At 59.4% G+C, this 25,547-nt stretch carries 21 protein-coding genes and 1 tRNA gene; 6 read left to right on the top strand and 16 right to left on the bottom strand.

The annotated features are described in order from the left end of the window. Positions 1-42 precede the first annotated feature (42 nt). From metE to BM235_RS18460, 11 genes are all read right to left on the bottom strand, one after another. A complete protein-coding gene (gene metE / locus BM235_RS18510; RefSeq protein WP_090115698.1) occupies positions 43-2,334 on the bottom strand; it encodes a 5-methyltetrahydropteroyltriglutamate--homocysteine S-methyltransferase in 2,292 nt (763 codons plus the stop codon). Between the two features lie 173 nt (positions 2,335-2,507). After that, the gene (locus tag BM235_RS18505; protein WP_090115697.1) at positions 2,508-3,413 is read right to left on the bottom strand and encodes a LysR family transcriptional regulator; all 906 of its coding nucleotides are present in this window, start codon (positions 3,411-3,413) and stop codon (positions 2,508-2,510) included. A 121-nt stretch (positions 3,414-3,534) separates the two neighbouring features. Next, positions 3,535-4,746, bottom strand: coding sequence for a GTP-binding protein (locus BM235_RS18500; RefSeq protein WP_090115696.1), 1,212 nt, complete (start codon positions 4,744-4,746; stop codon positions 3,535-3,537). Positions 4,747-4,847: 101 nt separating this feature from the next. After that, positions 4,848-6,083, bottom strand: coding sequence for an iron uptake transporter deferrochelatase/peroxidase subunit (efeB, locus tag BM235_RS18495; protein ID WP_090115695.1), 1,236 nt, complete (start codon positions 6,081-6,083; stop codon positions 4,848-4,850). Positions 6,084-6,108: 25 nt separating this feature from the next. Further along, on the bottom strand, positions 6,109-7,314 hold the full coding sequence (gene efeO, locus BM235_RS18490; RefSeq protein WP_255374461.1) for an iron uptake system protein EfeO: 1,206 nt from the start codon (positions 7,312-7,314) through the stop codon (positions 6,109-6,111). A gap of 51 nt (positions 7,315-7,365) precedes the next feature. Continuing rightward, the gene (locus tag BM235_RS18485) at positions 7,366-8,853 is read right to left on the bottom strand and encodes an FTR1 family iron permease (protein ID WP_090115694.1); all 1,488 of its coding nucleotides are present in this window, start codon (positions 8,851-8,853) and stop codon (positions 7,366-7,368) included. 173 nt (positions 8,854-9,026) lie between these two features. Then, the gene (locus tag BM235_RS18480; protein ID WP_090115693.1) at positions 9,027-9,929 is read right to left on the bottom strand and encodes a metal ABC transporter permease; all 903 of its coding nucleotides are present in this window, start codon (positions 9,927-9,929) and stop codon (positions 9,027-9,029) included. Next, positions 9,926-10,849, bottom strand: a complete 924-nt coding sequence (locus tag BM235_RS18475; protein WP_090115692.1) for a metal ABC transporter permease — start codon at positions 10,847-10,849, stop codon at positions 9,926-9,928. The genes BM235_RS18480 and BM235_RS18475 overlap by 4 nt, the downstream gene beginning before the upstream one ends. Continuing rightward, entirely contained in the window at positions 10,846-11,583 is a 738-nt protein-coding gene (locus tag BM235_RS18470; RefSeq protein WP_090115691.1) for a metal ABC transporter ATP-binding protein, read from the bottom strand. Before BM235_RS18470 ends, BM235_RS18475 begins: the two co-directional genes overlap by 4 nt. 1 nt (position 11,584) lies before the next feature. Then, entirely contained in the window at positions 11,585-12,544 is a 960-nt protein-coding gene (locus tag BM235_RS18465; protein ID WP_090115690.1) for a metal ABC transporter solute-binding protein, Zn/Mn family, read from the bottom strand. Between the two features lie 630 nt (positions 12,545-13,174). Beyond that, entirely contained in the window at positions 13,175-14,134 is a 960-nt protein-coding gene (locus tag BM235_RS18460; RefSeq protein ID WP_090115755.1) for a metal ABC transporter substrate-binding protein, read from the bottom strand. Positions 14,135-14,384: 250 nt separating this feature from the next. On the opposite strand from BM235_RS18460, the gene BM235_RS18455 reads away from it, so the two are divergent. Both BM235_RS18455 and BM235_RS18450 read left to right on the top strand, forming a co-directional pair. After that, entirely contained in the window at positions 14,385-15,500 is a 1,116-nt protein-coding gene (locus BM235_RS18455) for a permease (RefSeq protein WP_090115689.1), read from the top strand. Between the two features lie 24 nt (positions 15,501-15,524). Continuing rightward, positions 15,525-16,415 (top strand): TIGR03943 family putative permease subunit, encoded by an 891-nt coding sequence (locus BM235_RS18450; protein WP_090115688.1) that lies wholly within the window; start codon positions 15,525-15,527, stop codon positions 16,413-16,415. A 67-nt stretch (positions 16,416-16,482) separates the two neighbouring features. Here BM235_RS18450 and BM235_RS18445 read toward each other — a convergent pair whose 3' ends face one another. The 5 genes from BM235_RS18445 to BM235_RS18425 form a co-directional block, all read right to left on the bottom strand. Then, on the bottom strand, positions 16,483-17,571 hold the full coding sequence (locus tag BM235_RS18445; RefSeq protein WP_090115687.1) for a sensor histidine kinase: 1,089 nt from the start codon (positions 17,569-17,571) through the stop codon (positions 16,483-16,485). Next, complete coding sequence (locus BM235_RS18440; RefSeq protein WP_090115686.1) at positions 17,564-18,262, bottom strand: response regulator transcription factor; 699 nt, start codon at positions 18,260-18,262, stop codon at positions 17,564-17,566. The genes BM235_RS18445 and BM235_RS18440 overlap by 8 nt, the downstream gene beginning before the upstream one ends. 39 nt (positions 18,263-18,301) lie before the next feature. Then, positions 18,302-19,372, bottom strand: a complete 1,071-nt coding sequence (locus tag BM235_RS18435) for a D-alanyl-D-alanine carboxypeptidase family protein (RefSeq protein ID WP_090115685.1) — start codon at positions 19,370-19,372, stop codon at positions 18,302-18,304. A gap of 98 nt (positions 19,373-19,470) precedes the next feature. Next, positions 19,471-20,385, bottom strand: coding sequence for a Crp/Fnr family transcriptional regulator (locus tag BM235_RS18430; protein ID WP_090115684.1), 915 nt, complete (start codon positions 20,383-20,385; stop codon positions 19,471-19,473). 152 nt (positions 20,386-20,537) lie between these two features. Next, a tRNA-Leu gene (locus tag BM235_RS18425) sits at positions 20,538-20,625 on the bottom strand. 175 nt (positions 20,626-20,800) lie between these two features. Between BM235_RS18425 and BM235_RS18420 the strand changes: the two genes are divergently transcribed. The 4 genes from BM235_RS18420 (at position 20,801) to BM235_RS18405 (ending at position 25,533) form a co-directional block, all read left to right on the top strand. Then, positions 20,801-21,949, top strand: coding sequence for a polysaccharide deacetylase family protein (locus BM235_RS18420; RefSeq protein WP_090115683.1), 1,149 nt, complete (start codon positions 20,801-20,803; stop codon positions 21,947-21,949). 104 nt (positions 21,950-22,053) lie between these two features. Then, a complete protein-coding gene (locus BM235_RS18415) occupies positions 22,054-23,382 on the top strand; it encodes a spore germination protein (protein WP_090115682.1) in 1,329 nt (442 codons plus the stop codon). Next, positions 23,375-24,460 carry a GerAB/ArcD/ProY family transporter gene (locus BM235_RS18410; protein ID WP_158544017.1) on the top strand — a complete coding sequence of 362 codons (1,086 nt, stop codon included), beginning with the start codon at positions 23,375-23,377 and terminating at the stop codon, positions 24,458-24,460. Before BM235_RS18415 ends, BM235_RS18410 begins: the two co-directional genes overlap by 8 nt. Further along, entirely contained in the window at positions 24,457-25,533 is a 1,077-nt protein-coding gene (locus BM235_RS18405) for a Ger(x)C family spore germination protein (protein WP_090115680.1), read from the top strand. The genes BM235_RS18410 and BM235_RS18405 overlap by 4 nt, the downstream gene beginning before the upstream one ends. Positions 25,534-25,547: the final 14 nt, after the last annotated feature.

Raw genomic sequence — 25,547 nt, 5'->3', positions numbered from 1 at the left:
AATCGCTAATGCATTCCTTAAACTAATCGTGAATGCATTCCTTTAAACCTGCTTGACCGCATACCGTTCGCGGGCGGCTTCGGTCGCCTCCACCATGTGTCGCAGCGACTCGACCGTCTCCGTACGACCGCGCGTCTTGAGGCCGCAGTCGGGGTTGATCCAGAACAAGCCCGGGTCGAGCACGCGAAGCGCGCGATCGATCATTTGGGTCATCTCGTCCGCCGAAGGCACGCGAGGGCTGTGAATATCGTAGACGCCGAGCCCGATGCCCTTGTCGTACGTATGCTCCTCGAAAATGCCGATCAACTCGCCATGGCTGCGCGATGTCTCGATGGAGATAACGTCGGCGTCCAGCGCGCTGATCGATTCGATGATATCGTGGAACTCGCTGTAGCACATATGCGTGTGAATCTGCGTCTCGTCCTTCACCGTCGAGGTGGACAAGCGGAACGCGCGCACCGCCCAGTCCAGGTAATGCGCCCATTGTTCGCGCTTCAGCGGCAATCCTTCGCGCAGCGCCGGCTCGTCGACCTGGATCATGCCGATGCCTGCAGCTTCGAGCGCCTCGACCTCGTCCCGGAGCGCCAGCGCGATCTGGTAAGCGACTTCCTCGCGCGTCTTGTCGTCGCGAACGAACGACCAGTTAAGGATCGTGATCGGTCCGGTCAGCATGCCCTTCACGGGCTTCGACGTCAGCGATTGCGCATAGACGGTCTCGGCGACGGTCATGGGCTCCGGCAGCTCCACGTCGCCATAGATGACCGGCGGCTTCACGCAGCGTGAACCATAAGATTGCACCCAGCCCTTCGCCGTGAAGGCGAACCCGGCAAGCTTCTCGCCGAAAAACTCGACCATGTCGGTGCGCTCGAATTCGCCGTGCACGAGCACGTCGAGTCCGATCTCGTTCTGAATGTCGATCCATTCGCGAATCTGCGCTTGAATGAAGGACTCGTACTGCGATGGCGACCACTCGCCCTTGCGCCATTTCTGCCGCGCGCCGCGCACTTCAGGCGTCTGCGGGAAGCTGCCGATCGTCGTCGTCGGCAGCGGCGGCAGCTGCCACTTGGCATCCTGGACCGCGCGGCGGGCGTCGAAAGCGCTCGCGCGCGCCGCCGGCTCCGACGCCAGGGATGCCATGCGCGCGCGGACGCGCTCGTTCGTGCGCGCGGAAGACCGCTGCAGCGCGTCGCGGCTGCGCTCGGCCGCTTCCAGGTCGGCGGCGATCGCGTCGACGCCTTGACGGCCGGCCTTCGCGAGCAGGACGAGCTCTGCGAGCTTCTCGTCGGAAAAGGCAAGCGCGCCTTGCAGCTCGGCCGGCAGCGCGGTCTCGCGCGCCGCGCTGACCGGCACGTGCAGCAGGCTCGACGACGGCTGCACGACGATCCGGTCTGCCGGCACGGCCCCGCGTAGCGCGCTGAGCGTCGCCCATTTGCCGCGCAGGTCGGCCTTCCAGATGCCGCGGCCGTCGATCAGGCCGGCGCCGAGCGTCTTGTCGGCCGGGAAGCCCTGCTCGCGTACCGCCGCGAGGTTGCGGCCCCCGTCGTGAACGAAGTCGAGCCCGATGCCGTGGACCGGCAGCGAGACGACGAAGCCGTACGCGTCGACCGATTCGAAATACGTCTGCAGCATGATCCGGATCCCCGGCGCTTCGCTCGTCAAGGCATCATAGATGCGCCGTACGCGGGTCAGGTCGTCCTCCGTCAAGCTCGTCGCCAGGATCGGCTCGTCCACCTGCACCCATCGGGCGCCTTCGGCTTCGAGCTCGCGCAGCACCTGCGCATAAAGCGGCAGAAGACGGTCGATCCAGTCATCCAGCTCCTCGGCGACATAACCCTTGGAAAGCTTCAGGTACGTATAAGGTCCGACGACGACCGGCCTTCCTTCGATTCCAAGCTCCGACTTGGCTTCGCGATAGGCCTCGAGCGGACGGTTGACCGTCAGCTGCGGGCTGACGCCTGCGCCCAGCTCGGGCACGATGTAGTGGTAGTTCGTGTTAAACCACTTGGTCATCTCGCTCGCCGCCGACGCCCGGTTGCCCCGCGCTACCGCGTAGTAGGTCGGCAGGTCGACTTCGCCTCCTGCGTAGCCGAACCGTTCGGGCACGATGCCGAACATCGCCGACGTGTCCAGGATATGGTCGTAATACGTGAAGTCGCCGACCGGTATGACGTCGATGCCTTGGTCGCGCTGCTTCCTCAGGTTTTCCAGCCGGATTTCCTTGAGCGTCGCATGCAGCGTTCCTTCGTCCAGCTTGCCGGCCCAATACGCTTCCAACGCTTTTTTCCATTCGCGGTCTTGCCCGATGCGGGGATACCCCAGATTGCCGCTCTTCATATGCCTTCTCCTCTGCCTTCCAATATGGAGCAAAGCGACTCTCGCCGGTTCTATCGGCGACCGCTTCGACTGCTAATTGAAAGATAGCACAGGCTTCCGGGTATAGCGTAACTTCAATATACTATTGCCGGCTATAGCCGCCGGCTATAGCGGATGCCGATGCGGGCGTGGGCTCATTCAACCGCGATCGCCTGCTCCAGCGCCTCGACGTAGGCTACGGCAAGCTTCGAGAGCGCGGCGTTCTGATGGCTGATCCAGCCGACATGCAGCGTCTCTTCGCTGGCGAGCGGAACCGGGATGATCTCGTTCCCGTTCAGGTCCGCGCTCAGCACGCCGGTCGAGATCGTGTAGCCGTTCAATCCGATGAGCAGGTTAAAGAGCGTCGCGCGGTCGTTCACCTTGATGCTTTTTTTGTGCGACAGCGTGCTCAGAATCTCCTCGGAAAAATGAAACGAATTGTACTCGCCCTGCTCGAAGTGCAGATACGGATAGTCGTCGAGCTGGTCGATCGTCACGACCGGATGCCTCGCCAAAGGATTGTTCACGCTGACGAAAATATGCGCCTTGGCGGTAAACAGGCTCGTAAACTTCAGGTTCGCATCGCGCAGCAGCCGCTTGATGACTTTGGCGTTGAATTCGTTGATATACAGGATGCCGATCTCGCTGCGCTGGCTTTTGACGTCCTGGATGATCTCGTGCGTCTTCGTCTCCCGGAGCGCCAGCTCGTACTCGTCATGGCCGTGCTCGCGGACGAGCTGGACGAACGCGTTCACCGCGAACGCATAGTGCTGGGTCGACACGGAGAAATGCTGCGGCGCGGGCTTCGCGCCCAGATAGCGGTTTTCCAGCAGCTCGGCTTGCTCGATGACCTGCCGCGCATAGCCTAGGAACTCCGCGCCGGCCTTCGAAAGCGAGATTCCTTTGTTCGTGCGCTCGAAAATCGTGATGCGAAGCTCCTCCTCCAGATCCTTGATCGCGTTGGAGAGGCTGGGCTGCGATATAAAAAGGCGCTTGGCGGCTTCGTTCATCGAACCGCGGTTCGCGACCTCGATAATATAGCGCAATTGCTGAAGCGTCATGGCATCGATATCCTTCCTGTCCTGTCCGGGCCCGTTTGACCTTATGATATCATGACTTGACATCCCGGTCAGCCTATACGCGGATGCGCTGGGCCCCTCTAACGCTGTCAGCCCTGTGCCGTCAGCCCTGCGCAGACAGCTCTCCCGGCGCTTGGGGGAACGGATCGGCGAGCAGCCGCCAGTCCGCGTCCAGCTCCTCGTTCGTCAGCAGGCAGTCGTCCAACTCCTCTTCGAGCGCCCGGCGGTCCATCTCGATGCCGATCAATACCAGCCGGTTGACGCGATCTCCGTAAACGGCATGCCAGTCTTGCACCAGATGAGGTTCCTCGCTGAGCACCTGCTCGCGCTCTTGTTCCGGAAGCGCGGCGATCCACCAGCCGGCGGGACCGACCTGAATGGACGGGCCGGCCTGGCTGAACGACTGGGCGATCGCGTGGCGGGTCGCCAGCCATAGCGTCCCCTTCGCCCGAACGACCTCAGTCGGCCACTCGGACATCCATGCCATCAGCCGTGCCGGGTGAAAAGGGAGCTTGCGTTCATAGACAAACGAGGAAATCCCGTACTCTTCCGTCTCCGGCGTATGATGCGGCTTCTCCAGCTCCCGGATCCAACCCGCCGACAAGCTGGCTCGCTCGAAGTCGAACAAGCCGGTGTTCAGGATCGCGGCAGGCTCGACTTGGCCGTTCGTCGCGCGAATGAACCGCGCCGTCGGCTGCAGCGCCCGAAACACCTTCTCCAGCTCGTCCAGGCTGTCCGCGTCCAGCATGTCGCATTTGTTGAGCAGCAGCACGTCGCAAAATTCGATCTGGTCGATCAGCAGGTCGGACACTTCTCTGACGTCGTCCTCTCCGGCGGCCTGGCTTCGTTCGAGCAGCGTCTCGCCGGACGAATAATCGTGCCAGAAGCGGTTCGCGTCCACGACCGTGACCATCGTATCCAGACGGCACAGCTTCGTCAGATCGATGCCGAGCTCCTCGTCGATGTAGCTGAAGGTTTGCGCGACAGGCAAAGGCTCGCCGATGCCGGTCGACTCGATCAGTATGTAGTCGAATTTCTCGAGCCGCGCAAGTCGCTCCACCTCCCGCAGCAGATCCTCGCGCAGCGTGCAGCAGATGCAGCCGTTCGACATCTCGACGAGCGTCTCGTCCGTTCGGGAGACGCCTCCGCCGTCCCTGATGAGGTCGGCGTCGATATTCACCTCGCTCAGGTCGTTGACGATGACCGCGACCTTTAATCCGTCCCGGTTGTTCATTACATAGTTCAGCACCGTCGTTTTCCCTGCGCCCAGGTACCCGCTGAGCACGGTAACGGGAATGATTCGATCGTTAAGCATTGCACACGCTCCTTATTCGTAATTATTACTATTTACAAAGATAGCAAACGGTTTGCCGACGAGTCAACCCTCCCAATAAAAAAAGCCCGCCGAATGGCGGGCTAGCTCTCAAGGATGCGCTGTCCGAAATATTGTCCGGGCTGCAAGCCTGCCTGGCAGGCGAACATCGCGCTGGCGATATGGGAAACATAAGCGTTCAAGGCATCGTTATTCTGCATCAAACGAAGCATCGGCACGAACTGCCGGTCAGGATCGCGCTGATAGCTGATGAACAGCAACCCTGCATCGACGTTGCCCGTCCGCGGATCCACTTTATCCGTATAAGAGTACGCGCGCCGGTGAATCTGCTGCTTGGCGTCTTTGGCCAGTCGAACGTGCGAATGCTCCGGCAGCTTGGCGGCGTCGACGGCGTCGAATTCGCCCTTCGCGCCGAAAGCCGCGCCGGATACTTTGCTTCTGCCGAACGTCGCTTCCTGGTCGGAGAGCGATGTACGATCCCAGCTCTCCAGCTTCATCTGAATCTTGCGATAAGCCAGATAGGAACCGCCCCGCATCCATGCGGGCTCGTCGGCCCCCGCCCATACGACCTCGTCGTAGCCTTGCGCCGAGTCGTGCAGCTGATTCGCCGTGCCGTCCTTGAAGCCGAACAAATTGCGCGGCGTCTTGCCCGGCGTCCCGCTGGCGAAGCCTTCCTGCATCCACTTGAGCGAGGCGCGGCCGGTCGACAGCCGGATCAGGTTACGTACCGCATGGAAGGCGACCTGCTGATCGTCCGCGCAGATTTGCAGGCATACGTCCCCGCCCGAAATGTCCGGATCGATATTTTCGCGGGCCATGCGCGGGATATCCTTCAGATGCAGCGGCAAAGCTTTCGCGGCGCCGAAGCGGTCGACGCCGTCTTTGACGAAAAACGAAGGGCCGAAGCCGAGCGTGACCGTCAATCTGGAAGGCGGCAGCTCGAGCGTTTCGCCCGTATCGGTCGGCGGCACGAGCGGGTTGTCGCCCAGGCTCATCGTCCCGCCCTTCGCGCTCAGATCGCAGAATCTCGTCCAATCCTTCAGCATCGCGATCAAGTCTTTTTTGCTGCCGGTCGTAATGTCGAACGCCGCCAGGTACAAATACGTCTGCTGCGGCGTCACGATGCCCGGCTGGTGATCGGCATACAGCGGGACGATGTCTTCTTCCGATTGGGCCGATGCCTTCGAGCGATCCGCTTGCGGCTTGGGAATGCCAAGAATCGCGCCGATGCCGGAGGCACCGATCGCGATTCCGGCACCGACGGTGGCCGACAGCTTCAGAAAATCCTTGCGCGTCATGCCTGTCCGGTTCGGTTCCATAATAAGTTTGGGCTCCCTCCGTTATTTAGAGGATGGCGGCGGTTTGCGACATCAGCTCGGACAGCGCGCTGAGGCGGTCGCTGATCTCGCGGATCTGATCCGTCGTCAACTCGGTATAGGCCACGTACTGACCGTCCTTGATGAAGGCGGACAGCGCCTTTTCCATATCCTGAAATGCCTGGTCGAGCTTGTCGGCCAATTCGACGTTGCTCTCGTTCAGCGCCGGGATGATCGACAGATAAACCGTCTTCGAGCCGTCTACGTTGGCTGCGAGGTCGACGAGATCGATGTGCGAATAAAGTTCTTCTTCGCCGGTAATCTTTGACGTAGCCGCTTCGTTCAGCAGCTCCATCGCGCCGGCGACGACCGTTTTAGGCTCGAGCTCGAGCTTCTGAACCTCGGCCTGCAGCGCCTTCACGTCGGCGATGAGTTGATCGGCGAATTTATCCTGGCCCGCCAGCGATTTGTCGACCCACAGCGCCTTCTCGATCTCATGGAAGCCGGTCCAGGTGCTCGGATCGTCCACGTCGGCCAGACGGGCGTCGATCTTCGGATCCAGTTCGCCGAAGCTCTCGGCGATCGGTTCGATGGTCTCGTAATATACGCGCGCTTTCACGTATTCGGCCTTGGCTGCGTCTACGTTGCCCGCCTTGACGGCGTCCACGAAAGCTTGGGTCTGATCGGTCAGCTTGTTCGTCTGGTCGACGACGTATTGCTGATATTTTTTGACGGCTTCCTTCAACAGCTCGGATGAGCTCGCCGTCGACGGCTTGGCGCTTTGCAGCTTCGTCAGCGCATCGACCAAGCCGTCCGCGTTGGCCTTAAGCGCGTCGAAATCGATCTTATCGTAAGCCGATGCGGAAAAGATCGGCATCTCGTATTTTTCAACGTCCGTATACTCGAGCGGGAACGTTTGGCGCACGGCGTTTTCGAACGACAGCCAGGTTTCGTTGATCGTCTTGCCGAGGGTTTTGACGCCGTCAGCGTCTTTCTTCTCGATGAGACCTTGCAGCTGCTTCGTTTGATCGAGCAATTGAGCCGTGCCCGTCTGTATCGCGCTGGATCCGTCGGCGCTTGCCGACGCGGAGGCCGGAGAAGCAGCCGTCGTCGCAGCGGCAACGGAAGCCGATGCGGTAGCCGATGCGCCGTCGTTGTTCGATCCGCTGTTGCACGCGGATAATGCCAGCATACCTGCGATAGTAACAATGCCAATGGACGTCTTCTTCATCATTATAACGATCTCCGATCATCGAGCGCTATGCGCAAAATTAGGTTTTGAAACTTAGGAAAGCTGAACGGCGCTACGGCGCTTGCTCCTCAGCAAGGACCATACGACCGCGGTGCAGCCGCAAGCCAGGAAAACGAGCTGGGGCAAGGTGCTGTACCACGAAGGATACAGGCTGAGCGTCGTAAAGTCCGGCAGCGCTTCGTTCACCGTGGACGGCAGCACCCCGGCCATCTGCAAGCTGTGGATGCCCGAGCCCATGAATTTGAAGCAAAGATAGAACACGATCACGCTGGACCCCAGAAAGAAAGGACGGATCGGCAGTCTCGAGCCGGCCTTGGCGATTACCGCGGCCGCGACAGCGAGGACAAGAAACCCGGCGGCGATGCCGGCGACGAGCTCCGTAGCGGACATCTTGCTGGCCATGCCGATCAGGAAGATGACCGTCTCGAGCCCCTCGCGGACGATCGAGAAAAATGAGAGCAGCGCGAGCGAAAACATATGCCCGCCGGAAAGCGCGCGCGTGCTCCGCTCGGCGAGCAGTCGGTTGAAGCGCTTGGTATCCGAGTGGCGGTGCAGCCAATAGCTGACGTACAGCAGCATCACGCTGGCGCACACGCCCGTCCAGCCGTTAATGAGCAGGTTGTTGTGCCCGAAGGCGCTTGAAGACAGCAGCAGAACGACCGCGAACCCCGCGCAGATGCTGGCCAACAGTCCCGTGACGGAGCCGCCGACGACCCAGCGCTTTGCCGGCTTGGAGCCGGCTCGCTTGGCGTACATGAGCAGCGCGCCGACGACCAGCAGCCCCTCCATCCCTTCGCGGATCGGAATGAGCGCCGCGTCCCACCACGAATATTGCGCATCCGCAAGGGGCGCCAGCCCCTCGACCAACCGGTCGATGATAGGTGCCGCAAGCTCTCTTTGATCCGGATTGCTCAAGTAGCCGTCCAGCATCACCAAATCGCGCTCGGTGTCGTTGTACACGCGCTGCGATTGGCTCACCACGTCGCCTTCGACGGACAACCACTGCTGCTGCAGCTGTTTGACGCTTAGTCCCGCCTCGTCCCATTGCTGATGCTTGGCCAGGTCCCCGGCCTCGCGAAGCTTAAGGATGTAGGTAGACAGCGTCATCCGGCTATTTCCGTCGTTGTCGGCGAAGGCGCCGTCGCGCAGATTGGTGACCGAAAACCTGAGATTGCCGGCCTGCGACGATGCTTCGTCCAGCTTGCCGCTCACCATCGCCAGCGAGAGGGCCGCGATCTGCCCGTCGATCTCCAGCGCGAGGTCGAGCGATTGCTGCTTGACGTCGTTTTTGTCTTTCGCCCACCACTTTTTGATCGCAGCCAGGTCCTGGGCAGCCGCATCGGAATCGCCGGCATCGAGGTGCGAGACTAACGCTCCAGCCTGCAAGGCCGCCTCGTCCGCATGCGTCGGCTCGGCCGCGGCCGCTACGGAAGCGATTGGCCCGATCGCCCAGGCGAGCATGGCAAGCAATAAGATCCTCGCGAAGATCGTTTTTGCGGAAGACCATCTATGCCCCTTCAATGTAAATAGTCGCCTCCATGAGCCTTAATTCATCCCACTTGAAAATGATTCTCAATATTAAGCATTATAGGAGCGATCATTTTAGGTGTCAATGAAATTAATAAAAAGAGGCGGCTGCGACGCGTCATTTTTCCGACGCATCGCAGCCGCAGGATTATTGTCTTCTCTCAGGTTTAATCTGCGCTGTCGGACGCTGCGGGATCGCGCCTTGAAGCGATTCCCTTCCGAAGCCGCGAGAGCGCGCCGTACCGCGGGGAACCGAGGAAGCTTGCCGCAAACAGGATACCGGTCGCGAACGCCATCGATCCCGAGATCGACGTATCGAGCCAGGTCGCGATCCCGTAGCCGATCCAGGCGGACAGCGCGCCGAAAGCGGCGCCCAGCGACAGCATCACGGACAGCCGGTCGGTCCACAGATAAGCTGCTGAGGCTGGCGTGATTAGCATCGCGACGACCATGATCGCGCCGACCGCGTCGAACGATGCGACCGTCGTCACCGACACGAGCGACATGAACGCGTAGTGCATGAGCACGGCGGGAATGCCTAGGCTTGCGGCCAGCGCGGGGTCGAACGACGTGATCTTCCATTCCTTGTAGAAGGCGACGATCGCGGCGACCGCGATCGCGAGCACGAGCGCGAGCATCGCCACCGCCTCCGGCACTTCGCCGACGAGCGGGAGTGCCACCGTTTCCCAAGGGATAAAGGTAATCTCGCCCATCAGCGTATGTTTGACGTCGAGGTGCGCGTTGCCGACCTGCGTGGCGATCAGCACGACGCCGACCGCGAATAACGTCGTGAACACGATGCCGATCGATGCCTCCTGCTGTACGCCGCGGGATTGGAACCATTGCACGAGCACGGCGGTCAGCAAACCGGCGCACACCGCGCCGATCAGCATGTGCACGCCGCTAAGCTCGCGGGTCGCCATGTAGGCCACGACGATGCCTAGCAGCACCGTATGGCTGATCGCGTCGGCCATCATCGCCATGCGGCGCAGGATGAGCAGCACGCCGATCAACCCGCAGGATACCCCGACGAGCGAAGCGGTCAGGAGGATCCATCCGGAGTAGCTCATCGTCCCGCCCCCTCGCGCGCCGCGACCGGGCCGACCGTTTGAGACGTCAACCTTCGCCTGCTCGCTCTTTGGCCGATATAGAGGATGAGCAAGCCCTTGCTCGCGCCGAAAAATAACGATACCGCAAATGTCGCGGACGCCGCGAGCACGATGAACGGCCCTGTCGGCCAGCCGGCGCCCGCAGCGCTGAGCAGCGTCCCCGCCGCGCCGGCGCCCCCGCCGAACGCGGCCGCCAGCACGACCGTCCACTTGAACGAATGCGTCCAGTAACGGGCGCTGACGGCGGGAATGATCAGCAGGGCCGCCATCAGTACGACGCCCGCGGCCTGGATGCCGACGACGATGACGAGCACCAGCACGGCCAGGTAGATACCGTTCATCAGGCGCACGGACAATCCGAGGCCGGCCGCGTAAGCGGGATCGAACAGGAACAGCTTCCACTCTTTGTATCCGAGGAGCGCGACGAGCAGCACGACTCCTGCGGTCCCCGCCATGAGCCTGACGTCGTCGCCGACCATCGAAGCCGCCTGCCCGAAAATGAAGCTGTCGAGGCCGCTCTGGCTGCCGCCCGCCGTCCGGTTCACGAAGGTCAGCAGCATGATGCCGAGACCGAAAAAGACCGACAGCACGATGCCCATCGCGGCGTCTTCCTTGATGCGGGTCGACGAGCGGATCCAATCGATCAGGAGCGCCCCGAGCAGCGCGCTGGCCGCGGCGCCCGCGATCATGACGGGCAGATTTTTGGTGCCCATAAGCACGAAGCCGACGATGACGCCGGGCAGCGCGGCATGCGACAAGGCATCGCTCATGAGGCTCTGCCGCTTCCAGTAGGCGAAGCTGCCTATAATACCCGCGGCCATCCCGAGGATCAACGTGCTTAAGAGCACCCACTGCGCATTGTGCGAGAGCAACGTGTTCATCCGGATTTCCCCTCCAGCCAGCGGAGCATGCCGCCATAAGCCGCGCTGAGCTTCTCCCGGGTAAAGGCTTCCGCCGTCGTGCCGTGCGCGATGACGGTCCGGTTCAGCAGCAGCACGCGGTCGAAGTAATCCTCTACCGTCTGCAAGTCGTGGTGGACGACCATCACCGTCTTGCCCTGTCGCTTGAGTCGCTGCAGCGTATCCATAATCACCCGCTCCGTCACGGCGTCCACGCCTGCCAGCGGCTCGTCGAGCATATAGAGATCGGCATCCTGCGCGAGCGCCCGCGCAAGGAATACCCGCTGCTGCTGGCCGCCGGAGAGCTGGCTGATCTGGCGCCCCGCATAATCGGCCATGCCCATCTCGGATAGCGCGCGCATCGCCTGTTCTTTGTGCGTCCGCCCGGGGCGGCGAAGCCATCCGATCTTGCCGTACAATCCCATCGTGACGACGTCCAGCGCGTCGGTCGGGAAGTCCCAGTCCACCGAGCCGCGCTGCGGCACGTAGCCGATACGCGACTTGACCTTCCGGAAGGCCGAGCCGAAAAAGGCAACGTCGCCGGAAAGCCGCGGATGCTGATCCAGCAGCGTCTTGAGCAGCGTCGATTTGCCCGCGCCGTTCGGTCCGACGATCGCCGTCAGCGTCCCCGGCTGGATTTCGAACGTCACGCGTTCCAGCACCGCGTTTTTCCGATAAGAAGCGTTCAGATCCGTTACCTCGAGCACTGCCGCCATATCAACCCTCCTTCGAGGCAAGCGCCTCGCCGATCGTGTTCACATTGTGCCGGTACATGCCGAGGTACGTGCCTTCCTCCGTTCCGCCGTCGCCCATCGCGTCCGAATACAGCTGACCGCCGAGCTGGACGTCGAGTCCACGCTTCTTGGCTCCTTCGATGACCGCCTCGATCGATGCGGGATTGATGCTGCTCTCTACGAAAACGGCCGGCACGCCGCGATCCACCAGCAGGTCGATCGTGTCCTCGATGTCGGACAGCCCGATTTCGTCTTCCGTGCTAAGCCCCTGCAGGCCGACGACCTGAAGACCTAGCAAGCGCCCAAAGTAGCCGAACGCGTCGTGCGCGGTGACGAGCACTCGCCGCTCCTCCGGAATGCGCCCCAGCTTTTCCAGCGCTTCTGCCTTCAGCTCGTCGAGCTGCTTGAAATAGGCGATCTTATTCGTCTCGAAGTACGCCGCGTCGGCCGCGGAATACTTCTTCAATTCCTCCGTCGCCGCGCCTAACGCCTGCTTCCACAAGTCGATGTCGAACCAGATATGCGGGTCGGTCGCGCCCTTCGGATCCTTCAGCAGCCGCTCCTTCGGCAGCGTCTCCCCGATGGCCAGCACCGGCCGCTCCTTGCCGATCTGCTCGAAAACCTTCACCATGTTCGCTTCAAGATGGAGCCCGCTGTAAAACACGATATCGCCGCTCTGCAGTTTCTTGATGTCTCCTTGCGTCGCCGCGTACAGATGCGGATCCACGCCCGGTCCCATTAGGCTGTCGACCTCAACCTTGTCTCCGCCGATAACGGCGAGCGGCTCCGCGATTTGCGCGATCGTCGTGACGATCCGGATTTTGCCTGACTGGCCGCCTTCGCCTGCCTGCTTCCCGCCGCTCGCGCATGCGGTGTTGATAACGACTAAAATCGCTAAAAACAAAAATACCAGTACCACTCTTTCCAGCCGTTTGGTCAGCATTACGGGCCTCCCTATTTTGGTCGTTCCTCCCGTCAAACACTTGTACGACAACAATTTTGTTTCCTACGGGAAACTTTTGTTGTTAACTACAAAATAATTACCCAGGGGCAATTTGTCAATCCTTTTTTTGGGCGGATTGTCCAGAATGACAGAGTTGAAAAAGAGAATCACGTATCGTCATCGATGTTGTAAATTCATTTTTGACTATGTAACATGTCGCTTGCTGAACGACGCCGGCACAGCAGCGTTGCTTTCCGCGCTTACAGCCCTCGTCGGTGCTTCCGCAGCCGCCGTAACCGCGTTTTTCTCGCTTGCTGCGTGGCTAAGTGTTCGATTATGGGGAGTTACATGGTTTTACCGGGCAACGGCGCTTCCGGGCGGCACTTTTGACAGAGTTACACGGTTTTGTCGGGCAACGGCGCTTCCAGGCGGCGATTTCGACCGAGTTACACGGTTTTACCGGGTAACTTCCATTCCATTCCATTCCATGCAGCGGCCTTGCGGAATCATCAGCGAGGAATGGTTTGGAGCATCCGTCCGCCAACTCGGTTCACCAAAATAAAAAAGGATAAAGCAGATAACGAATCTGCTTCATCCCTTTTGCTGCCACCGCTATTCATTAGCTTCCGATTACGCGTTCAACGCCTCGACCAGAGCTTCCAGGTTCTTTTTCATAATGCCGATATAATCGAGTCCGTTTTTCTTGTCCTCTTCCGTCAGGCCCTCCAGCGGATTCAGCACGTCCGTCTTGGCGCCGATCTCGTCCGCTACCGTCCTGGCGACCTGGGGATCGACCAGCGTCTCGAAGAAAATCGTCTTGACCTGATGCGCCTTCGCGAACTCCACGATCTCGGCCATCTTGCCGGGGGAAGGCTCCTGTTCGGGCGACAGCCCGGCGATCGGCACCTGCTCCAGGCCGTAGGCATGCGCCAAGTAACCGAAGGCCGCATGCTGCGTGACGAACTGAATCGTCTTCACGTCCTTCAGCCCTTCCCGGTAAGCCTCGTCCAACGCCTTCAATTCGGCGATGTAGGCATCGGCGTTCTTCTTGTACGTGTCCTTGTTCGCGGGATCCGCCTTCTCGAACGCCGCTTCGATCGCGGCGACCTCCCGCTGCGCCAGTCCCGGATCGAGCCATACGTGCGGATCCTCCGCATGTTCGCCTCCCGTATGCCCGTGTTCGTGCGCCTCTTCTCCCTCTTCTTCTTCCGCCGCGCCCTCCAGCGTCGTCAATCCTTCGCTCGCCCGCACGACGACGCGCTTGTCGCTGGACGCGCTCGAGAGCGCCGCATCGACCCAGCCTTCGACGATTCCGTTGTAGACGAACACGTCCGCATCCTTTACCTTCGCCATATCCTGCGCGCTCGGCTCCCAATCGTGCGGCTCGGCCCCGGCCGGGATCAAGGCGACGACGTTCGCGAGATCGCCCGCGACTTGCCTGCTGAATTCGTACATCGGATAAAAGGTCGTTACGACGCTAAGTTTGGCGTCCGATTCGTTCGCGTCGTTTGGCTCGCTTTTGCCGCAAGCCGCCAGCAGCAGCGCCAGGCTCGCGGATATCGCCAGCGTTTTCTTCAAGTTTTTTTTCATGCGGTTCATCCCCGTCTCCTTTATTCGTAAATATTACGATAATAAGTATAAAAAATACGACCTGCTATGTATAATGCTCGTGACCGCCTCTATATTGTAATTATTACGTTTAACAAACGCAAGAGAAAAATTCATACCCCCGCCTGCTATCAGCTATCAATCTAGAAAACTAGCAGCGCAGGTTCTGTCAAACAAACTCTCGCATAAATTGATAGAAGCAATCGCGATTCCATGAACGAGGTGAAAATACGTGACGAATGAGGCTAATAAATGGACTTTGACGCTATCGGCGGCGTTGATGCTGACGCTGCTCTATTTCGTTGCATCGGGGCGGCAAGGGTCTTGGCCGTTCGGCTCGCCCGTCATCGGCGCGGATCAATGGCATTCGGTCAAAACGGTGTTCGTCAGCCTATTTCTGGAGGCCCTCCCCTTCATGCTGCTCGGCGTCCTCGTCTCGTCGGTGCTGCAATCGTTCGTATCCGAGGCGGCGCTCGCTCGTCTCATCCCGCGCAATCCGCTGCTCGGCGTACTCTGCGCCTGCCTGCTCGGCATCGTGCTGCCCGTGTGCGAGTGCGGAATGATCCCTGTCGTCCGAAGGCTGCTGCGCAAAGGCATGCCGGCCTATATCGGCACGACCTACATCCTGGCGGCGCCTATCGTCAATCCGGTCACGGTACTCGCGACCTTCAGCGCCTTTCGCGCCGCGCCGGAGATGGCGCTGTACCGAACCGCGCTCGGCTTCGCCGCTGCGGCCGCCGTCGGCCTGCTGCTGTATCGGTTTAGCGGCAAGACCGCCTACCCGCTGAGAGCCGACACGGGCAGTCATCCACACGCTGGCAGCCATCATCTCGCAGATAGCCATCCCCACGTACGTAGCCATCTTCACCCAGGCAGCCATCATCAAGCGGCCTCAGCGCATGCCCATCGCGCGTCCCGCCGCGCACCGTCGTCCCGTTTTCTCTCCTTTTGCTCGCACGCGGCCGACGAATTTTTTGAAATGGGCAAATTCCTGATGCTCGGCGCGTTCCTGACCGCGCTGATCCAGACCTTCGTCAGCCGCGAAGAGCTGCTCGCGCTTGGCGGAGGCGTCTTCGGTTCTCATCTGCTCATGATGGGCTATGCCTATGTCATCTCGCTCTGCTCGACGTCGGACGCGTTCGTCGCCGCATCGTTTAACGGCGTATTTCCCGCAAGCGCGCTGCTCGCCTTCCTCGTATACGGTCCGATGGTCGACTTCAAAAATACGCTGATGCTGTTGTCCGCCTTCAAAGCCCGCTTCGTGCTGAATCTCCTCTTGCTCGCGACGGCGGCCGTCCTCGCGCTGTCGCTGCTGGCCGGCTGGTGGCTTCGCAATGCTGCAAGCTGACACAGGAATGGGGGATGCAAGAACATGAACGAGCGTCCGAAATACAGCCTGATCGCCCGACATTTAGCGCGCGCCGTCGTCCTGGCCGGCATCGGACTCTATATCGCCAGGCTGTCCGCGACCGGAAGCCTTAGTCTTTATATCTCGCCGCGCATGGCCGCATACACGAAGCTTGCTTCGGTCGGACTCTGCTTCATCGCCGCTGCGCTCGTCTACCAGGCGCTGAAAGCATGGGACGGCGATCGTTCGTCCGGCTGCGGGGAGGCTTGCGGTCACGAGCCGGCGGGCTCCTGGCTGCGCCAGCTTCGCGCCGGCGTCTTGTTCGCCGTGCCGCTCGCCTTGTTTTTTCTGACGCCCGACACGACGATCGGCAGCGCGATGGCCGCGCAGAAGGGCATGAAGCTGAGCGGCGTCAACGTCGCGCTCGCGAATCAAGCAGTCCCCGAACCGTCGGCAACAGACGCAGAGCTGGACCTGTTATTCCCGCACGATTCGCTCACCAAGCCGTATGCGGATTATGGCAAGATGCTCTACGCCGAGCCCGAGATCGAGATTGCAGACCGGCGCTATCTTGAAACGCTGACGACGCTTTCTTTTTATCCGGATTCATTCACGGGACGGCGCGCTTCGATATCGGGCTTCGTCTATCGGGACGATTCGATCGGAGAAAGTCAATTCGTGCTCGGCAGGTTCGCGGTTCAGTGCTGCGCGGCCGACGCGATCCCGTACGGCATCGTCGTCGAATCGCCGGATGCGGCGAAGTATGCGAACGATAAATGGATGACCGTCTCCGGCACGCTGGCCAAGACGACGGTCGACGGCGTCGAAGTGCTGATGCTTCAAGTTGACGCCGCAACCGAGATCGAACCGTCGAAGGACCCGTACGTGTATCCGGACATGGACTTCGGCGCGTAAAGGGCCACGTCTCTGCGGATGCAGCTTCTTCGACAACCCAAGCCACACGCGTAACGATGCCGGCCGTTTACGCTTTCGGAAGCCGCACCGTAAACCGCGTCAGCACCGGGCCGCTCTCCGCTTCAACCGTGCCGTCGTGGCGCTCTACGATGTTTTTGACGATATAGAGACCGATGCCCGTGCCGCCCTCCCGCTGCACCCGCGCGCGGTCGCCGGTGAAAAACATCTCGAACAGATGCGGCAGCTCCGCTTCGGGAATGCGATCCCCGTAGTTGTCGACCCGGATGACCGCCTCCTGGCCGTCCCATTCGCCCCGAACGTCGATGTACTTGCCGTCGGCTCCGTAACGCGCGGCGTTGCTGAGTAAATTCTCGAACACCCGCGCGAGGAGCTCGCCGTCTCCCTGGATATTCAGGTCGGGGATCACTTCCGAGCGAAGCGTCAGCCCGTTTTTCTCGAAAATCGGATACAGCTCCTCGCCGAGTTGGACGAGCAGCTCGCCGAGATTGATCGGCTCGCGCTTGACCGGCAGCATGCCGTAATTCATCCGCGTAATCTCGAACAACTCGTCGATCAGCTTCTCTAGCCGTTGGGACTTCGTATAGGCGATCGACGTAAAATGCCGGATTTGATCGTCCGACAGATTTTCGGCTTGCAGCATGTAGTTGAGGTAACCGGTCACGGAGGTAAGCGGCGTGCGCAGGTCGTGGGCGAGGTTGAGCACGAGCTGGTCCTTGCTCGTCTCCGCGAAGTCTCCGCGCGCGATCGCCTGGCGCAGCTTGTCGCTGGCCATGTTGATGTCCTCCGCGATCGCCTGGAACTCGTCCTGAGAGGAGATGCGGACCGGCGTGTCGAAATCGCCGACGGCCAACCGGTGGATGCCGCTCGAGATTCGGTTGAAGTACGTGGCGTAGGGCTTCGTGTATAAAAAGAAAAACAACACCGACAACGGGATAAAAATAATCAAAAACACGTTGACGTCGCCGATGCTGCGCATGATATTGCGGAACGCATTCAAAGAATCGCCGTAGTAGGCATTTTGGCGATAGTAGGATTGCAATCCTCTGTAAACGAGATAGGTAATGAGGAAGGACGTCAGCATGCTGAGTCCGAGCAGCAGGATCATCTTGGACCTGAAGCTGATGCCGCTAGCCATTAAACGTATATCCCACTCCCCAGATCGTCTTGATCCACTTGTCCTTGTTGTTGTCTTCGCCGAGCTTCTTGCGCAGCGTCCGAATGTGGACCATGACCGTATTGTTGCCGACCTCGTAGTAAGCTTCGCCCCACACCTGCTGGAAAATCTGCTCCACGCCGAATACCTTGCGGGGGTGGCTCGCGAGCAGGCACAAAATATCGAATTCCTTCGGCGTCAGCTCGATCGGCTCGCCGTAGATGGTGACGCGCCGCTGGTCCGGGACGATCGCGAGTCCGCCGGCCTCGATCGTGACGGGCTCGTCCGCCCTCGCCGGATTGAGCCGCGTCGACCGCCGCAGCAAGGCCTGCACGCGCGCGACCAGCTCCATCGGGTTAAACGGCTTGGTCATATAATCGTCCGCCCCGATGACGAGGCCCGAGATCTTGTCGAAGTCCGACGTCTTGGCGCTCACGAACAGGACGGGCAGCCGGTGCCGCTCGCGGATCTGCCTCACGACCTCGAAGCCGTCGAGTTCGGGCATCATGATATCGAGAACCGCAAGATCGACGGCCTGCGTTTCGATCGCCCGAACCGCTTCTTTGCCGTCATGCGCGAGCAGGATCTTATAGCCTTCCTTTTGCAAATGCAGCGAGATGAGGTCGGCGATTTCCTTTTCGTCGTCGGCGATCAATATGGTGACGGGATTCATGTCCTATCGCGCTCCTTCACAATCCCATTGTAACGGATGTCACAGCGCGTTGCCTAATTCGCTATAGACGTTCACCGCGTCCGCAATATCGTACGCCTCCGTCGTTTTGCGGTCTCCCTGGGCGCCGGTCGTGACGAGTATATACTCCTTGCCATGCAGGCGGCCCAGGCTGGCGAGGCAAAGTCCCGCCTTTTCGGTGTAGCCCGTCTTTCCGCCCACGATCTCTTCGCCGGCGAGGCCCGACTCGCCAAGCTCTTTGAACATCGAGCTTCGCAGCGTAATGCCGTCCGGATGCAGGTCCGTAGGCGCCGTCGAATGGCGCGAGGCGGTGAACACTTGGCGGAACGTCTCGTTCTTAAGCGCATAGGCGAGCAATACCGACAGATCCTTGACCGTCGTATAGTGATCGGGATCGTGCAGTCCCGTCGCATTGACGAAGTGCGTGTCGGTCATGCCGATCGCCTTAGCCTTGCCGTTCATGAGCTTCGCGAACTTCGACTCCGAGCCGGCGACGCGCGTCGCGAGCCCGACGCTGGCGTCCGCGCCCGATGGGAGCATCGCGCCGTACAGCAGGTCGATCGCGCTCACCCGCTCGCCGGGCAGGAAGCCCGCCATCGAGGCGTTCTGCTTCCGAAGCGTCTCGAACATGTCCGGCTCGAGCTTTACGGTCTTTTTCAGGTCGGGGATACGCTCGATGGCGAGGATCGCCGTCATGATCTTCGTGAGCGAGGCGGGGTATACGCGATCCTCGATATTTTTGTCCATCAGCACCCGGCCGTCGTCCAGGCGGACGAGGATGGCATGGGTGCTGTGCAAGCTGTCGGCGGCGAGGCTCAGTCCTTCGTTCGCCGCCGCGTCCTCCTCGCCGGGAGTCGCCGCATCGTCTTCGGCCTGCGCGGTCTCGGCGGAGGGCCCGGCCTCGTCCGCCGAGGTGCTTGCCTGCGCTGCAACCGGCGCCGAGCGGGCGTCCGCCGCGCCGAATTGCTCCGTTTGCGTCTTGGTCGGATGGCCCAGAATCGCATCCGCCGCGCGGACGAGATCGGCTTTGCGTTCGATGGCCGCGCAGACGAATCCGGCGATGAGCAGCAGAAGCAGCAGTCGCGATTTCATTTCTTACATCCCCTCCTATTCCCGGAATACAGAATAGGACAAACATTTTAAACAATTCGGAGGACGGATATTAAATATTTCTTAAATTCCGTCCTGCGTCAACGGAGCAGCGAGCGCAGCTTGATGAGATTCAGCTCGAAGTAGCTTGCGTACATCTTTACGAGCTGACGGTCTTCCAGATCGTACAGCACCTCGTTCAGCTCCTTGATCTTTACGCCCGCCATCTGAGACAGCTCGTGCCGGTCGAGCGGCATCTGGACGACGATCGTATGGTCGCTCCGTTCGCCGAACCGGTTTGCGAGCTTGACCAGACTCTTGATGACTCTCGTCCTGACATCGAAGAACATCAGGTCGGACACCTGGTCGTTCGTGTCGCGCATGCGCTGGACGATCTCGGCCATGATGACGAGATTCAGATCGAAGTGGGTTTTCAGCATATCCAGAAAGTGATCCCGGGACATGACGACCAGCTCCGCGTCCTCCAGCGTTTGCGCCGTGGCGGAGCGCGGCTTGCCGTCGATCAGCGACAGCTCGCCGAAGCTGTCCCCCGCATTGAATACGGCCAAAATTTTCTCGTCGCCCTCCGGGCTCGTCCTGTAGATCTTGACCGTGCCCGACAGGACGATAAAAAACGAATCGCCCGGATCGTTCTCCCGAAATAAAATCGTCTGCGCTACTTGCTCCCGCTTTTCCATCCGGTCGGCCAACAGCGCGATATGCTCGGGCGCCAGGCTCGAAAAGAGCGGAATGTGCTTCATCAGCTGGCGCAGCTTCGCCTTCTCTTCGTTCGCCTGTTGGACAGGATCAATCTGACGGGCTTTGTCCAAGCGATAATCTCCCACCGGGGCTTCCCCGTCGATGTCGATCTCCCGGATCTTGTGGCTCTGCAGCATCTGGATATGCTGCGCCGTGATCGCCGTCCCCTTCGCCAGAAGCTTGATCCCGCTGTCCGAAAATATATCGATGCCGACCTTCATGCCGGCCTGTACATGATTGACCAAAAACGACGCCATGCCCGACTCACCTCAAAGGATTCATATAGCTTATTTATCGGTGTACGGCGCCGGAAGGTTAATCCCTGCCGAGCGGACTTCAATTATCGAATGAGACACAAAAAAGGCCTCCGATCCGCATCATGCGAATGGAAGCCTGATCCTATGAAAGGTGGTGCGGTCGAGAGGACTCGAACCTCCACGGGGGGTTAGCCCACTGGAACCTGAATCCAGCGCGTCTGCCAATTCCGCCACGACCGCATATCTATCTTGTTCAATTTCTCTCGCAAGACGATAAATAAGATTATATAGGCCGATCGACAGAATGTAAAGTCTTTTTTTTCGGTAACCATTTCTCGGGTTCCGTCGTCTTATACGGGTACCCCAATCGCCGGAGCCGAGCGCTTGAGCGGCCGGCTGCAAGAGGAGATCATCCATGCGTCTAAAAACGTGTTTTGCCGCTCTGTCCCTCTTCCTTATTGTGGCGATCGCCACGTTCAATATAAGCTTCGTACAAGCTTATCATAGCCGTTATCCTGTCCTTCAACGCCTGTTCTACGGCACCGCGGCGGGCGGCTCGGGGGAGCCCTCCAACGCCGATTATTCGCCCTATCCAGGGCTGAAGGCAGGCGCGGACGAACCGAACGGGCACTACTACCGGAATCGCGTGCTCGTGCTCATGTATCATGACGTCACCGCGTCGCCTAAGGACGTCCGTTCGCTGTCCGCGGCCAACTTCGAACGCCAGCTTAGGCTCATGAAGGACAACAATTTCCACTGGATCTCGATGCGTCAGTACCGCGACTTCATCCTTCATGGCAGCTCCGTTCCCGATAACGCGGTTTTGCTGACGTTCGACGACGGCTATGAATCCTTTTATAAGTACGCTTATCCGCTCCTTGAGAAGTATCGGGCGCCGGCCGCCAGCTTCCTGATCGTGGGGACGATCGGCAACCCGCGGAAGCCGGGCGTGGAAAAGCTGAATTGGGACCAAGTCAAAGAGATGCATCGCGGCGGCATCGACTTCTTTAACCATACGTACGATCTACATTATTATGGTCCGACGGATGCGCGAGGCAAACACCCGGAGCCGGCCCTCTCGAGCCGGCTGTATCTGAAGGACAAAGGACGCAGGGAAACGGAAAAGGAATACGAAGCGCGCGTGGACGCGGATCTACGGCAGGCCAATGACGTGCTTAAACAGGAGCTGGGCGAAGACAACCGCGTGCTAGCCTTTCCTTACGGCGCCTTCTCCAAGCCGCTGCTGCGGATCTGCAAGAACCGCGGCATCGACGTGACGCTGACCGTCAAGAGCGGATTGAACAGGCCCGGCCAGACGAACGGTTTCCGGATGAACGCGGGCGGCATGAGCAACGATCCCGAGCTTCAAGTCGCGCTCATGAAGCAAGCGGAGCAGCGGCTCGGGCATGCGCACTTCGATCGTTCGCCCGCATACAAACGCTTCGCTGTCGCATCATTGGCCGTCGCAGCGGCTTCCTTCGCGGCGTGGATGTACGTCGGCCTTGCGCTGCTCAGGCGTCGCAGGACGACATCCGCCGTTCCCCCGCGCACGGCATCGCGCTAATCGACCCGGCAGGTACCGATCTAGTTTGTCCCTTTTACGACCGTGAACGTTTTACCGGCCCTCGCTTGGGGGATAATGGAAAATTATCGCGAGGGGCGTGACTAATGAAACTGCCTGCTTTCCTGGAATCGAGACAAGCAAAAGATTCGGATTTGTTCCTTCATAGCCTCTTCCTGGCGGGGGAATCGGTCTATTTGGCGGGATACACATCCCTTATCGATCTGCCGCAGTCGATCGTAATGCTGAGACAGCTCGCCCTGAATGCCGCCGGCGCGGGAAAAGCGTTGTTCGATCGCGATAGCGGCGTCGGAACGCCCATGCGCGAGCCAAGCGAGCAGGAAGTACTGGATGCGCTCGCCGCGGGCGACGCGCTGATTTGCTCTCAATCCGGCGACCGATGCCTTCGCCTGATCCCGGTCGGCCGGACGCTGTCCCGCGCCCTGGAGTCCCCGACGACGGAAAACGTGCTTCGGGGCGCCATCAGCGCCTTCAATGAGGATCTCGATACGAATGTCGGACTCATTAAGAAGCATCTGCCTTCGGACACGCTGCGAATTCGATCGTATTCGCTAGGACAAAGCCAGCGCAGAAAGACCGTCCTTCTATACGCGGAAGGGAAAATTCGCGAGCAGCTCCTGCAATCCATCGTGCAGAAGCTCGAGACGCTGCCCGACGTGGACATTCCCGACCTCCAGGCGTTGTCCGATTTTTTCGGCTTTCCTAAATGGGCGCTGATCACCCGATACAACACGTCCGAACTGCCTCAGGAAGCCGCCTTCGCGCTGGAACACGGCAAGGCGGTATTGCTGCTGGACCGTTTTCCGTTCGCCCTCGTGCTGCCGAGCTTGCTGTCCGATATGTTCGTTTCGCAGAACGATCGCAATTTCCCTGCGATCATCATGTTCTCTTTTCGGCTTTTGCGCGTTCTCGGCGTATTGGTCAACGTGCTGCTGCCGGGGTTGTACGTCGCGTTGGTATCGGTGAATCCCGAGGTTCTGCGGATCGAGATCGCGCTATCGATCGCCGGCAGCCGCGAAGGCGTGCCGTATCCGGCCCTGGTCGAGACGCTGCTTCTGCTGTTGATCCTTGAATTGACGCTTGAATCCGCGATTCGGTTGCCCACCACGATCGGACCGACGATTACGATGGTCGGCGGCATCATACTCGGACAAGCGGTCGTCCAAGCCAAGCTCGTCAGCAACGTGCTCATCATTATTTTGGCCGCTTCGACGATCGCGAACTTTACCGTCATCGGATTTCAAAACGCGACCGCTCTTCGTCTCGGCAAATATTTGCTGCTCGTTCTGTCGGCGATGTTCGGCGTCCTCGGGCTGTTCGTTGGAATCGTCGTCATCTGCGCGTATATCGGTCATGTCAACACGTTCGGAGTTCCTTACTTATCGCGTTGGAAAGCGGGGCGCCGATATGGATAAAAGCCGCCAAGTGATCGTGATGTTTTGGATCACTCACATCGGCCTGATTTTTTTTCTATATCCGACCGAGATTATCGGCAGCCTAACCGCCGGGCATTGGTGCGCCGTGCTGTTAGGCTTCCTTATTCACATCAGCATGTTAGCGGTGTACACGAAAGGTTTAAGCCAATGCGCGCCGCTCAATGTCATCGATCTTTTTCAAGGGGTCGGTCGCGTATTCGCCTTTGCGATGCTGCTCCCGCTGGCGATTTACTTCATCATGATCATGATTATTACGATTCGCGCCTACGCCGAGATCGTGACCGTGATCTTTTTGGGCAATACCCCGCTCTGGACGATCATGCTGCTTTTTCTCGCGGTGAGCACCTTCATTTGCCTGTTAGGCATTGAATCGATTTTTAGAACGGGCATGCTTGTCGCGCTTCTGTTTTTCCCGTTTCTGATCCTGGTTGTCGTCTTGTCTTTTCAAAACACGGATTGGCACTACATGCTCCCGTTGATGGATCGCGATGCCGCTACGTTTGCATATACGCTTCGCCGTCCGTTTTTGAAAAGCTTGTTCGCGTTCGTAGGCGGTTTTTTGTTTTTGGGATTTATTCCGCCTCACATTCCGTTCCAAGGCCGCAAAATCGTGCTCGCGAGCTTGGGGCTGATCCCGTTTTTTCTCGTATCGGTTTACGTGCCGCTGTTGACTTTCGGCGAAAACACCGCGTCCAAGTTCCCGTTCCCTTTTATTATGGCCGTGGATACGGTTGACGTCAGCTGGCTCATGTTCGATAGAGTCACGATGTTTTTCATGATCAGCATGCTCTGCTTCGTCATCTTGTTTTTGTCGCTCGGAATGTGGGTGACCCTGCTCATGATCAAACGCGGCATTCCCGTTTTGAAAGACCCGACGGCATGCTTGCTGTTGGCTGCGGTCGTGTATAGCGTCTGCCTGCTCGTACCGAATTGGAGCGCCGTCGAGCGATTGATGTGGTGGAATACGCTTCCGCGCTATTACGCAGCCTTCATCATTCCCCTGGCTGTCTTCGCGCTCGGCGCGCGACGCCGCCGAATGGAGGCCGTCCGTCCATGAGAATAAGCGCGCGAAGACTCGTCCTCTTCGCGGTCGTGCTCGCAGGTACGTTGGCGCTAAGCGGATGTTGGGACATCAAGGATATCAATCACCGTTCCTTGCCGGTCGTCATGGGGGTTAAACAGATCGACGATACGTATAAGGTGCTGCTGCTCATTCCGGATGCCACTCCCAGCCGTACGGACGTGAAGATCATCTCCCAATCGGGAAGCACGATCGACGAGATTTTGGATAAAATCGACAGAAATATGGAAAATAAAGTCGACCTGCTCCATCTGAAGGTCATTATTTTCGAACGGTCCGTCGCCGAAAAAGGTTTGAGCCAGAGCGTCGAGAGCTTCATGCGCGCCAGGGACATCTCCAACAAGACGCTAACCGCGATCAGCGTGGGCGCGCTGGAGCCGCTCTTCGATAAGCTGACGTCATCCTCGACGAGCGACGGCACGGAAATGTACGATTTTTTCGAAAAAAACGCAGGATGGTCGCCGGAAGTCGTGCAAACCCGAATCTGGGAAGTGTTCAGAAGCATGGACTCATTTACGCGCGATGTCGTTATCCCGACCATCCAGCCCGGCCTCTCCACGACCATCGAGAGCAACGGCGCCGCCGTAATCAAAAACGGAAGAATGGTCGGCGTCATCGATTCGGATGAATCGCTGCTCTACAATCTGTTCAAAGGAACGGGAACCCAAGGCAAAATCGAGGTCATGAATCACGCGACGGTGAAAATCGTAGCGGATCGGCTGACCCGCAGCAGCGAGCTGAAAGAAGGCCAAGCGACGATGAAAGGGCGGCTGCATCTGAAGGTGACCGTGCTTGAGACGGTCGGCGCCCCGACCGAGGCGGAAATCAAGCAGGAAATCGACGAGCAGTTGTCGGCGCGTTTTCAATCCATGCTCCGGGCCGCACAAGCCAAAGAAGCCGATATATTAGGAATTGGGCAGTATTTCCGCGACAAGCTCTCACGGGAAAATCTGCGGCAGTGGCGAACGAAGTATTATCCGTTCATGAAAATCGAGTTCAAGGTCCATGTCATCATCCAGGACGAAGGTTTGCTGAAAATGAAGCGGTAAAGGCGTCGACCCGT

It is taken from the genome of Cohnella sp. OV330 (assembly GCF_900112065.1).
GTDB lineage: Bacteria > Bacillota > Bacilli > Paenibacillales > Paenibacillaceae > Cohnella.
The sequence above is the reverse complement of the archived record's forward strand: the minus strand, read 5'-3'. Positions and strand labels throughout refer to the sequence as shown.